General features: G+C 35.7%; 10 protein-coding genes and 1 rRNA gene. 9 read left to right on the top strand and 2 right to left on the bottom strand.

Annotation, left to right across the window (positions count from 1 at the left end):
* Window positions 1-13 precede the first annotated feature (13 nt).
* Window positions 14-361 (bottom strand): ribonuclease P protein component, encoded by a 348-nt coding sequence (rnpA, locus tag J2Z26_RS18100; protein WP_193535385.1) that lies wholly within the window; start codon window positions 359-361, stop codon window positions 14-16.
* Window positions 362-522: 161 nt separating this feature from the next.
* The gene (gene rpmH, locus J2Z26_RS18095; protein WP_193470878.1) at window positions 523-657 is read right to left on the bottom strand and encodes a 50S ribosomal protein L34; all 135 of its coding nucleotides are present in this window, start codon (window positions 655-657) and stop codon (window positions 523-525) included.
* 1,002 nt (window positions 658-1,659) lie between these two features.
* Here rpmH and dnaA point away from each other — a divergent pair.
* The 9 genes from dnaA to J2Z26_RS18050 form a co-directional block, all read left to right on the top strand.
* Complete coding sequence (dnaA, locus tag J2Z26_RS18090) at window positions 1,660-3,009, top strand: chromosomal replication initiator protein DnaA (protein ID WP_193535386.1); 1,350 nt, start codon at window positions 1,660-1,662, stop codon at window positions 3,007-3,009.
* A gap of 198 nt (window positions 3,010-3,207) precedes the next feature.
* A complete protein-coding gene (dnaN, locus tag J2Z26_RS18085) occupies window positions 3,208-4,341 on the top strand; it encodes a DNA polymerase III subunit beta (RefSeq protein ID WP_193535387.1) in 1,134 nt (377 codons plus the stop codon).
* 210 nt (window positions 4,342-4,551) lie between these two features.
* On the top strand, window positions 4,552-4,767 hold the full coding sequence (gene yaaA, locus J2Z26_RS18080; protein ID WP_193535399.1) for a S4 domain-containing protein YaaA: 216 nt from the start codon (window positions 4,552-4,554) through the stop codon (window positions 4,765-4,767).
* A 14-nt stretch (window positions 4,768-4,781) separates the two neighbouring features.
* Window positions 4,782-5,900, top strand: a complete 1,119-nt coding sequence (gene recF / locus J2Z26_RS18075; protein WP_193535388.1) for a DNA replication/repair protein RecF — start codon at window positions 4,782-4,784, stop codon at window positions 5,898-5,900.
* Between the two features lie 9 nt (window positions 5,901-5,909).
* A complete protein-coding gene (gene remB, locus J2Z26_RS18070) occupies window positions 5,910-6,182 on the top strand; it encodes an extracellular matrix regulator RemB (protein ID WP_193535389.1) in 273 nt (90 codons plus the stop codon).
* 75 nt (window positions 6,183-6,257) lie between these two features.
* A complete protein-coding gene (gyrB, locus tag J2Z26_RS18065; protein WP_406565547.1) occupies window positions 6,258-8,168 on the top strand; it encodes a DNA topoisomerase (ATP-hydrolyzing) subunit B in 1,911 nt (636 codons plus the stop codon).
* A gap of 83 nt (window positions 8,169-8,251) precedes the next feature.
* On the top strand, window positions 8,252-10,771 hold the full coding sequence (gene gyrA / locus J2Z26_RS18060) for a DNA gyrase subunit A (RefSeq protein ID WP_193535390.1): 2,520 nt from the start codon (window positions 8,252-8,254) through the stop codon (window positions 10,769-10,771).
* A gap of 98 nt (window positions 10,772-10,869) precedes the next feature.
* Complete coding sequence (locus J2Z26_RS18055) at window positions 10,870-11,946, top strand: HD-GYP domain-containing protein (RefSeq protein ID WP_193535391.1); 1,077 nt, start codon at window positions 10,870-10,872, stop codon at window positions 11,944-11,946.
* A 329-nt stretch (window positions 11,947-12,275) separates the two neighbouring features.
* Window positions 12,276-12,570 (top strand): 16S ribosomal RNA (locus J2Z26_RS18050); the annotation flags it as partial.

The raw sequence follows: 12,570 nt of genomic DNA, 5'->3' as shown, positions 1-12,570 counted from the left end.
AACCAAAAATTTATCACTTATATTTCATTTTCAATACCTTAGCCAGTTTCATAACATGTCTTAAGCTATTGGTTACTTCATAATAATCCATTACAGATGTAGGTTTTCTAGCAATAACAATGTAGTCCTTGTTTTGATCAAGATGTTCTTGATGCTCAAGGAAAAACTGCCGTATCAATCGTTTTATACGATTTCGTGTAACTGCATTTCCTATCTTTTTACTAACCGATAACCCAATCCGAAAATGTGTCTGCTCTTTTTCTAGCACATAAACGACAAACTGACGATTCGCTGTAGATATTCCTTTTTGGAATACAGTTTGAAAATCTTTATTATCTTTTATTCGAAATTCCTTTTTCATCGTAACACTCCTGCATTCATAAGGATCATCTTAATTTAAACCTTCACTTTACAGACTGGTACTTTATCCGTAAACCTCCACTACCAGTATTCGCATAAAGCATTTTACTTTAAACATAAGAATTTCACCTTAGAAAAAAAGACCACTGACGATTCAGTGGCCTATGCTGATAATACTTTTCTTCCTCTTTGACGACGACGAGCTAAGACTTTACGTCCGTTCTTTGTGCTCATACGGCTACGGAAGCCATGAACTTTACTACGCTTACGTTTGTTTGGTTGAAACGTTCTTTTCATTATATGACACCTCCCTGAGGATATTGCTCTTTTTGAAAATGTTAAAGACAGTCTTACTAATTATAGTGAGGATACCAGTAAATTGTCAACCTCTATAAGCCAATAAACACTAAGAATGTTATTTGTAAATTCTAGAAATAACTATATAAGAGGTTTTTATCTGCTTATTTATAGTTCAGAAAGTGATTTATATGACCTCGGTTTGGCTGTTTCGCAGTTTAAAGGGTGCATAAATTTGATTTATGTGACCTTGGTTTGGCTGTTTCACCGTTTGGTGGTCGCATAAATTGATTTATGTGACCTTGGTTTGGCTGTTTCGCCATTTGGAGGGCTCATAAATTGATTTATGTGACCTCAGTTTGGCTATTTCACCATTTGGAGGGCTCATAAACTAATTTATGTGACATCGGTTTGGCTGTTTCACCATTTTAGGGCGCATAAACTAATTTATATGACTAACAACTATAGTTATATAAGATCCCCAATCAAAGATTGATGTGAAAAAAGTAACCTCTATAACTTTACACAAAACATACTCATAACACATCAGGTAAATCTTTCTTCCCGCTTCTGTGGATACTTTTTTCGACATTTTTTTCTATCCACAACAGTTATCGACAACCTTCACACATCATCTTGTGTTGTGGACATTTTTTTTCCACAAGGTGTAGTGATTGTGGATAAGTTTCTAAAAACCATTGCCTAGTAAGGAAATATTTGATATTATATTTGTGTTTTCACACTTTATAAATTACTCCTGTATTTATCCTTATCCACAGATGTGGATAACTTGTGGACACTTTTTTCACAAGGTGGATAAATACTTGTCCACAAAAAGTGAATTTTGTCGAAAAGATACTTTTCTTCTATAATAAATAGTTATTCACAATTATCGGCAAATGTATTTTTATAACTCGTTATTCATCCAGTGAATACGCTTGTACAAAACCTATACAACCGTCTAATACAGACACCATTCTGAGTAAAAGGAGGGAAAAATAATTGGAAAACATCTCTGATTTATGGACGAAAGCTCTTAGTGAGATTGAAAAAAAACTTAGTAAACCCAGCTTTGAAACCTGGCTTAAATCAACAAAAGCTCATTCACTACAGTCTGATACACTAACGATCACTGCTCCAAATGAGTTTGCTAGAGATTGGCTTGAATCAAGATACTTACATCTGATTGCAGAAACAATCTATGATTTAACTGGTGCTGAGTTAAATATTAAATTTATTATTCCCCAGAATCAGTTAGAAGAAGAATTTGAACTTAAATCACCTGTCAAAAAAGTATCTAAACAAGATGATGAACCTACTGAATTACCACAAAATATGTTAAATCCAAAATATACGTTTGATACATTTGTTATAGGTTCAGGTAACCGATTTGCTCATGCAGCTTCCCTTGCTGTAGCTGAAGCGCCAGCCAAAGCTTATAATCCACTTTTTATCTATGGTGGTGTTGGACTAGGTAAAACTCACCTTATGCATGCAATTGGACATTACGTGATAGACCATAATCCGAATGCTAAGGTTGTCTACTTGTCATCTGAAAAGTTTACAAATGAATTCATTAACTCAATCAGAGACAATAAAGCTGTCGATTTCCGAAACAAGTATAGAAGTGTGGATGTTTTACTTATAGATGATATTCAATTTCTAGCAGGAAAAGAACAAACACAAGAGGAATTTTTCCATACTTTTAATACACTCCATGAAGAAAGTAAACAAATTGTTATTTCAAGTGATAGACCTCCTAAGGAAATTCCTACTCTAGAAGATCGACTTCGCTCTAGGTTTGAATGGGGCTTAATTACTGATATAACACCTCCTGACTTGGAAACAAGGATTGCCATTTTACGTAAAAAAGCGAAAGCAGAAGGTTTAGATATCCCTAATGAAGTGATGCTCTACATTGCTAATCAAATTGATACAAATATCCGTGAACTTGAAGGTGCACTTATTCGTGTTGTTGCTTATTCATCTCTTATTAATAAAGATATAAATGCTGATTTAGCAGCAGAAGCATTGCGGGATATCATACCAAACTCTAAACCAAAAGCTATTACAATCTTTGAAATTCAAAAAACGGTAGGACAGCATTTTAATATAAAACTCGAAGATTTCAAGGCGAAAAAACGTACAAAATCAGTCGCTTTCCCTAGACAAGTTGCTATGTATCTTGCCAGGGAGTTAACCGACTTTTCATTGCCTAAAATTGGGGATGAATTTGGTGGACGAGACCATACTACTGTTATTCATGCTCATGAAAAGATATCGAAGTTAATTGAAAGTGATGCCCTACTTCAAAAACAAGTAAAAGAAATTCATACTCAGTTAAAAGGCTAATTATTTTTTTCTTGGATAATGTGTATAACTTGAGTTTATTTACACACAGTCTGTCCACATGTGGATAGGCTGTGTTTCCTTTGAAAAGTGAGGGTTATCCACATTTCCACAAGCCCTACTATTACTTCTACTATTTTATTAAAAAAATATATATATTCAGCTACGCGTTTTTTAGACCGGTTAAGGAGGATTTTTTTTATGAAATTTATTATTCAAAAAGACTATCTAGTACAAAGTGTTCAAGATGTAATGAAAGCAGTCTCATCTAGAACAACAATTCCAATCCTTACAGGAATTAAAATAGTTGCTACAACTGAAGGTGTGACACTTACTGGTAGTGATTCAGATATATCCATTGAATCTTTTATTCCAGCAGAAGAAGCAGGAAGTGAAATTGTAGAAATAAGGCAGCCTGGAAGCATTGTGTTACAAGCACGTTTTTTCAGTGAGATCGTAAAGAAACTTCCTAAAGATACAGTAGAAATCGAAGTGCAAAATCACCTTTCAACAGTGATACGCTCAGGAAAAGCTGAGTTTAACCTTAATGGTTTAGACGCAGAAGAATACCCTCACCTACCACAGGTTGAAGAAGAGAATATGTTCCGTATACCGACAGATCTATTAAAAAATATGATTCGTCAAACGGTATTCGCAGTGTCCGTCTCAGAAACACGCCCTATCTTGACAGGTGTAAACTGGAAGGTTGAAAGTGGACAATTACACTGTACTGCAACAGATAGCCACCGTTTAGCTATGAGAAAAGCAAGTATCGAAATGGAGAATCAAGATACTTATAATGTGGTTATTCCTGGGAAAAGTTTAAATGAATTAAGTAAAATACTAGATGACACAAATGAATTAGTAGACATTGTTATTACAGAAAACCAAGTACTATTTAAAACAAAGCATTTACTATTCTTCTCACGCTTACTTGATGGGAATTATCCAGATACATCAAGACTAATTCCAAATGAAAGTAAGACAGATGTTGTCATTACAACAAAAGATCTACTTCAGTCAATTGACCGAGCTTCTTTATTAGGTGAAGGTAAAAATAATGTTGTAAAACTATCAACGTTACCTGAAGGAGTTATTGAAGTGTCTTCGAATACACCGGAAATCGGAAAAGTAATTGAAGAAATTCAAAGCCAATCGATTGAAGGAGAAGAATTAAAAATATCCTTCAGTGCTAAATATATGATTGATGCTTTAAAAGCCCTTGATAGTACAGAGATTAAAGTAAGTTTTACTGGTGCGATGAGACCATTTTTACTACGTTCAATCGATAATGACTCTGTATTACACTTAATACTTCCAGTTCGAACTTTTTAAGCCATTTAATTTTTAATAACTTAAGCTACTAGGAAAAGAAAATAAAACCTAGTAGCTTTCTTTTCTATAGCATGATTATTTAGTAAAATAGAAATAGTGATAGTTAATCTAGTTTACGGAAAAAATAATCTAGAGCACGAGCTAGTAAGACCGAAAGTAACGCTATCTGTCATTGTGACCGAACCAAAAGAAATGAAAGTAGGCGATTTAATGGCAAAAGAAATCGAAATTTCTACAGAGTATATTCCTTTAGGTCAATTTTTAAAATTAGCTGAAATAATCCAGACCGGTGGAATGGCAAAATGGTTTCTGAGTGAGCATGAAATATATGTAAACGGAGAACCTGAGAATCGACGCGGAAAAAAACTTAGAAATAATGATATTATAGATATACCAGGATTTGGTACTTTTATTGTGAAAGCATAAGTGGGTGAACCCCTTTGTATATTAAAGAGTTACAATTAACAAACTATCGAAATTACCCGAAGCTAGAAGCTGAATTCGAAGACAAGGTCAATGTTATTCTTGGTGAAAATGCCCAAGGAAAAACAAATGTAATGGAATCTATTTATGTTCTTGCTATGGCTAAGTCTCACAGGACATCCAATGACAAAGATCTCATTCGCTGGGAGCAAGAGTATGCTAAAATAGAAGGTAGGATTCACAAACGCATGAGTCCTCTATCATTACAGCTTGTTGTCTCCAAAAAAGGCAAAAAGGCAAAAAGCAATCATTTAGAGCAAAAGAAACTAAGTCAATACGTCGGCAGCATGAACGTTGTCATGTTTGCTCCTGAGGACCTTAACCTAGTTAAAGGTAGTCCTCAGGTAAGGCGACGATTTATCGATATGGAAATTGGCCAAGTGTCACCGGTTTATCTTCATGACCTTAGCCAATTTCAAAAAATTCTTGGGCAACGAAACCAATATTTAAAATTACTTCAGATGAAGCGACAAACTGATCAAACGATGTTAGATGTACTAACAGAACAGTTGATCGAAGTAGCTGTAAAAATAGTTACAAAGCGCTTTGAATTCTTAAGATTGTTACAAAAATGGGCTGAGCCTATCCATAATGGCATTAGTAGAGGCCTAGAAACACTAGAAATTATGTATAAACCCTCAGTAGAGGTATCAGAAGAAGGACAATTGTCGAAAATAATAGAAGCATATGAAGAAAAGTTTGCTAAAATAAGAGATAGAGAACTAGACAGAGGAATTACGTTAGCGGGTCCACACCGGGATGATTTAGCTTTTAATGTGAACGGTAAAGATGTTCAGACATATGGATCACAAGGACAACAACGTACAACAGCACTATCTTTAAAACTTGCAGAAATTGAATTGATTTATTCTGAGATTGGCGAATATCCAATTCTTCTTCTAGATGATGTACTATCTGAGTTGGATGATTATAGACAATCGCATCTACTCAACACAATACAGGGGAAAGTTCAAACCTTTGTTACGACTACCAGTGTTGAAGGGATAAACCATGAAACATTGAAGCAAGCAGCAACTTTTACAGTAACGGCTGGTGAAATGACAAAGCTAAAATGAGGTGATGAATTGTTCATTCACTTAGGGGAAAATGTCATCGTTCGATCGTGTGATGTCATTACGATATTGGATAGGCAATTATTAAAATCTTCATCTATCGTAAATGAATTTTTAGATATACAGAAACACCAAATTGTCGAACTAGCCAATGGTGATACGAAATCAGTAGTAATTACTGCTGATAAGATTTACTTTTCACCACTGTCTACTAGCACGTTAAAGAAACGTGCACAGCATGTCAATGAGCTAGAGAAGGTTTTTGAAGAAGAATTAGCAGAGTAAGATAACTTTTTTAATTGGAATAGGTTTTGTCAAATGAAAGTGTGGGTGGTATAAGTGGCAATGGATCAAAAAGAAATGAATCAACAACCAGCATACGATGAAAATCAGATACAAGTCCTAGAAGGCTTAGAGGCTGTTCGTAAACGCCCTGGAATGTATATCGGTTCAACTAGTAGCAAAGGACTTCACCATCTTGTTTGGGAAATTGTAGATAATAGTATTGATGAGGCATTGGCTGGTCATTGTGATGAGGTTAATGTATACATTGAAGAAGACAACAGCATTACAGTTAAAGATAACGGCCGTGGTATTCCTGTTGGGATACATGAAAAAATGGGAAGACCAGCTGTTGAGGTAATTTTGACTGTACTTCATGCTGGTGGAAAATTTGATGGTGGTGGTTACAAGGTTTCTGGAGGTCTACATGGTGTAGGTGCATCCGTTGTAAATGCTCTATCAACATCTTTAGAGGTTCATGTTTATCGTGATGGTAAGGTTCATTATCAAAAGTTTGAACGTGGAGTACCGGTAGGAGATTTACAAGTCATTGGGGAAACAGACCGTACAGGTACAACAATTAACTTTGTTCCAGATAGTGAAATCTTTACTGAAACACTTGTATACGAATTTGATATATTAGCAAATAGACTTAGAGAACTTGCATTCTTAACTCGTGGTGTAAAAATAACCATTGAAGATAAAAGAGAAGAAAAAAAGCTAAAAGAATATTTCTATGAAGGCGGAATTAAATCTTATGTAGAGCATTTAAACCGCACAAAAGAAGTGATTCACGAAGAACCAGTATTCGTTGAAGGTGAGCGTGAGGGAATTGTTGTAGAGGTAGCTTTACAATATAACGATAGCTACACTAGTAATATATATTCTTATGCAAATAATATCCATACACATGAGGGTGGAACTCACGAATCAGGTTTTAAAACAGCACTAACACGAATCATTAATGACTATGCAAGAAAAAGCAATATTTTTAAAGAAAATGATGCAAATCTTAGCGGAGATGATGTTCGTGAAGGATTAACAGCCATCATTTCTATAAAACATCCTGACCCACAATTTGAAGGTCAAACGAAAACAAAATTAGGAAATAGTGAAGCTAGAACAATCACTGAAGCTGTCTTCTCTGATAAATTTGAAGCGTTTCTACTAGAAAACCCTTCTGTTGCTAGAAAGATTGTTGAAAAAGGGGTCATGGCTGCACGTGCAAGGTTAGCAGCGAAAAAAGCACGTGAATTAACTAGAAGAAAAAGTGCGCTTGAAATCTCAAGTCTTCCGGGTAAACTAGCAGATTGCTCTTCAAAAGATCCTGCCATTAGTGAAATATATGTGGTAGAGGGTGACTCTGCAGGTGGTTCAGCGAAGCAAGGACGTGACCGTCATTTCCAAGCAATCTTACCTTTAAGAGGAAAAATTCTTAATGTAGAGAAAGCACGTTTAGACAAAATCTTATCAAACAATGAGATTCGTACAATTATTACAGCGTTAGGTACTGGAATTGGTGAGGACTTTGATATTGCAAAGGCAAGATATCACAAAATCGTTATTATGACGGATGCGGATGTTGACGGAGCACATATTCGAACACTGATACTAACTTTCTTCTACCGTTATATGAGAAAAATTATAGAACAGGGCTATATCTATATTGCTCAGCCGCCTTTATATAAGATTCAAGCGGGTAAACGAGTTGAATATGCCTATAATGAAAAACAATTAGAAGAACTTTTAGCCGACTTCCCTGCTACACCTAAACCTGGTATTCAGCGTTACAAAGGTCTTGGAGAGATGAATCCAGGTCAGCTTTGGGAAACGACAATGGATCCAGCTACAAGAACACTTCTTCAAGTTAATCTGCAGGATGCAATGGAAGCAGATGAAACGTTTGATATATTAATGGGCGATAAAGTAGAACCAAGACGTAATTTCATTGAAGAAAATGCTAAATACGTTAAAAACTTAGATATCTAAATGTTTTGCAGGATAGAAACTCTATCCTGTCTTTTACATAAATCGAACAATAAATTCTGTACCCTAAATAAGGGAGGTCTAACATGTCTGAAACGCAAAATCCCCAAGTAAAAGAAATAAATATAAGTCATGAAATGAGGACTTCATTTTTAGACTATGCAATGAGTGTTATAGTATCTCGTGCCCTTCCTGATGTACGTGATGGTTTAAAACCAGTACATCGTCGTATTCTATATGCGATGAATGACTTAGGAATGACATCTGATAAAGCCTTTAAAAAGTCAGCACGTATTGTTGGTGAAGTAATTGGTAAGTATCATCCACATGGTGACACGGCTGTATATGATTCCATGGTACGTATGGCGCAAGATTTCAACTTCCGTTATATGCTCGTTGAAGGTCATGGAAACTTTGGTTCCGTAGATGGAGATCCTGCTGCAGCTATGCGTTATACAGAAGCACGTATGTCTAAAATATCGATGGAACTTATTAGAGATATTAATAAAGATACAATCGACTATAGAGACAACTATGATGGTTCAGAAAGAGAACCTGTGGTACTTCCTGCAAGGTTTCCTAACTTGCTAGTAAATGGTGCAGCAGGTATTGCTGTTGGAATGGCTACGAATATTCCACCACATCAACTAGGAGAAGTGATTGATGGTGTACTAGCTGTTAGTAGAGATTCTGATATTACTATTTCCGAATTAATGGAAATTATTCCGGGTCCTGATTTCCCTACTGGAGGTCAAATCTTAGGAAGAAGCGGTATCCGTAAAGCCTATGAAACTGGGCGTGGATCAATAACGATCCGTGCAAAGGTTGAAATAGAGACGAAAAGCAATGGTAAAGAAGTAATTATCGTTAGAGAACTTCCATACCAAGTTAACAAAGCAAAGTTAATTGAGAAAATCGCAGAATTAGTTCGTGATAAAAAAATCGAAGGGATTACTGACCTTCGTGATGAATCAGACCGAAATGGAATGCGTATGGTTATTGAGGTTCGAAAAGATGCAAATGCAAATGTGCTTTTAAACAATCTTTATAAGCAAACTGCATTACAAACTAGTTTTGGAATCAACTTACTTGCGCTAGTTGATGGGCAACCTAAGGTGTTAAATCTTAAACAATGCTTGTATTATTATCTAGAACATCAAAAGGTTGTTATCCGTCGTCGTACAGCATTCGAACTTCGTAAAGCTGAAGCACGTGCTCATATTTTAGAAGGTCTACGTATTGCATTAGATCATCTAGATGCAGTTATTACTCTTATTCGTAACTCACAGACAACAGAAATCGCAAAAAATGGCTTGATGGAACAATTCTCATTATCAGAGAAGCAAGCACAAGCAATTTTAGATATGCGTTTACAGCGTTTAACTGGATTGGAACGTGAGAAAATTGAGGAAGAATACCAAGGACTTATCGCATTAATTGCTGAGTTAAAAGCAATCTTGGCAGATGATGAAAAGGTATTAGACATTATCCGTGAAGAATTAACGGAGATTAAAGAACGCTTTAATGATAAACGTCGTACAGACATTGTTGCTGGTGGCATTGAAATGATTGAAGACGAGGATTTAATTCCAAGAGAAAATATCATCATTACACTAACACATAATGGTTATATCAAGCGTCTACCGATTTCAACCTATCGTAGCCAAAAACGTGGAGGTCGTGGAATCCAAGGAATGGGAACCAATGAGGATGATTTTGTTGAACATCTATTAACAACTTCAACGCATGATACAATCCTTTATTTCACGAACAAAGGTAAGGTTTATCGTACAAAAGGATATGAAATACCAGAGTATAGTCGAACAGCTAAAGGCTTACCTATTATTAATCTCTTAGGAATTGAAAAGGGTGAGTGGGTCAAAGCTATTATTCCTGTAGAAGAGTTCGTAGATGACTGGTACTTATTCTTTACGACAAAAGAGGGTGTCTCTAAGCGTTCACCATTATCATCTTTTGCAAATATCCGTAATAATGGATTAATTGCAGTAGGTCTTCGTGAAGAAGATGAGCTGATTTCTGTTCGTTTAACGGATGGAACAAAGGATATTATGATTGGTACAAAAAATGGAATGTTAATCCGTTTCAAAGAGGAAGATGTTCGTTCAATGGGCCGTACTGCTTCGGGAGTAAAGGGTATAACTCTGGGAGAAGACGATGAAGTTGTAGGAATGGAAATCCTTGATGAGAACATGGATGTACTAATGGTAACCAAGAATGGATATGGTAAAAGAACACCAGAATCCGAGTATCGTTTACAAAGTCGTGGTGGTAAGGGTCTTAAGACAGGGAATATTACGGATAAAAATGGACAGGTTGTTGCTGTTAAAGCAGTTACAACTGAAAATGATCTCATGATTATTACCGGAGCGGGAGTACTTATCAGAATGTCTATTAGTGACATTTCCCAAATCGGCAGAAATACTCAAGGGGTTAAGTTAATCCGTTTAGCTGAAAATGAGTATGTGGCAACAGTAGCAGTTGTTGAAAAAGAAGAGCCTTCAGAAGATGATGTAGATAGTGGTGTTGAGGAAAACACTCCAGAAACATTAGTAGAAACACCAGAGATAGATGAAAATAAAGAATAAATAAAGAAAGGAACGCTTTTATAGTGTTCCTTTTTTGTAAAATAGTTTCATAAAGATAGGTAATTAAGCCTAGCAATAGGGAAGGAGGGCATTTATTCATGAGAGTGAGTACAAACCAGTTACAAACAGGTTGTATCTTAACAAAAGATATTCTTTCTTTAACCAATAAACCTATCGTACCAAAGAAAACTGTCTTAACGGATGACCATATCGATGTCATAAAGGCTTTTTTAGTAAAAGACATTTATGTTGATTCCATGTTAGTGAATGGCGAGCCTTTCAGACCGACAGAAGTTCTTGACGAGGAAGAGATCACTGAAACAGTTGAAGTAGAATCAACAACTGGTCAATACTTGAAAACAGTGCAGGAATATAAAAAACTATTTTCAAATTGGCAAGCAGGAGCACAGATTGATATTGCAAAAGTACGTAATATCATTATTCCGTTATTTGAAAGAATGATTGACTACCCAAAGGACATTTTACAGTTACATCATTATGCAACAAAAGATGATTATTTATCTCATCATTCTGTAGTTGTCGGTTTACTCTCAGGTCTAATTGGGAAAAAATTAAACTATGATAAAGGCGAATGTATTCAACTTATGTTAGCTGGATTATTAAGTGATTGTGGTATGTCTAAAATTGACCCTAGGATTCTATCAAAGAAGTCATCACTCACTTCATCAGAGTACAGTGAAGTAAAAAATCATCCATTACACAGTTACAGAATGTTAGAAAAGATTCCTGTTTTAAAAGAAAGTGTCAAACTAGCTGTGTTTCAACATCATGAACGAGTAGATGGTAGTGGATATATGCTAGGAGTAACAGGTGAAAAATTACACCCATTCGGTAAAATTGTTGCAGTGGCTGATATATTTAATGCAATGATTTCAGAGCGACCTTACAGTGGAAAACAAGCACCATTTAAAGTTTTAGAACAAATCATTCAAGATAGCTTTGGGAAGTTTGATCTCAAAACAGTACAAGCACTAACTAGTATAGTTGCCAATCTAACAATTGGTACAAATGTTAGATTATCATCCGGACAAATAGGTGAAGTCGTATTTGTTGAGACAAAGTCACCAACAAGGCCAATGGTGAAACTAACCCAGACATCAGAATTTATTCAGCTAGATAAAAACAGAGAAATATACATTGAAGAAATTTTATAAAATACTAAACAGTAGTTTGGCTATATTTCTCCTTTGTTTCTATAGGTAGATAATATAGCCTCTATAACTATGAAACGTAAGATTATAATTAATAAGTTATGTACTCAGCATTTTTTTAATAAAACTATTGATTTAACTCTTTAATACTGATATACTTCTTTAAGTCGACAAATTGATTCGAGATAATCTCGAAAATGTGTTGACTCACAATAGTGAATGTGATATATTAATAAAGTCGCCTAAACGCGACGGATTGATCTTTGAAAACTGAACATAACACAAGCGTCAATGTTTGTTTTAAAAATTGTTTTAGCATGAGCTAATCAACTCTATTGGAGAGTTTGATCCTGGCTCAGGACGAACGCTGGCGGCGTGCCTAATACATGCAAGTCGAGCGGTTCTTAGGAAGCTTGCTTCCTAAGAATAGCGGCGGACGGGTGAGTAACACGTGGGCAACCTACCTATAAGACTGGGATAACTTCGGGAAACCGGAGCTAATACCGGATAATATAAGAGATTACATGATCTTTTATTGAAAGATGGCTTCGGCTATCACTTATAGATGGGCCCGCGGCGCATTAGCTAGTTGGTGAGGTAACGGCTCACCAAGGCGACGATGCGTAG

Source organism: Cytobacillus luteolus, assembly GCF_017873715.1.
Classification (GTDB): Bacteria; Bacillota; Bacilli; order Bacillales; family Bacillaceae_L; genus Bacillus_BV; species Bacillus_BV luteola.
The sequence above is the reverse complement of the archived record's forward strand: the minus strand, read 5'-3'. Positions and strand labels throughout refer to the sequence as shown.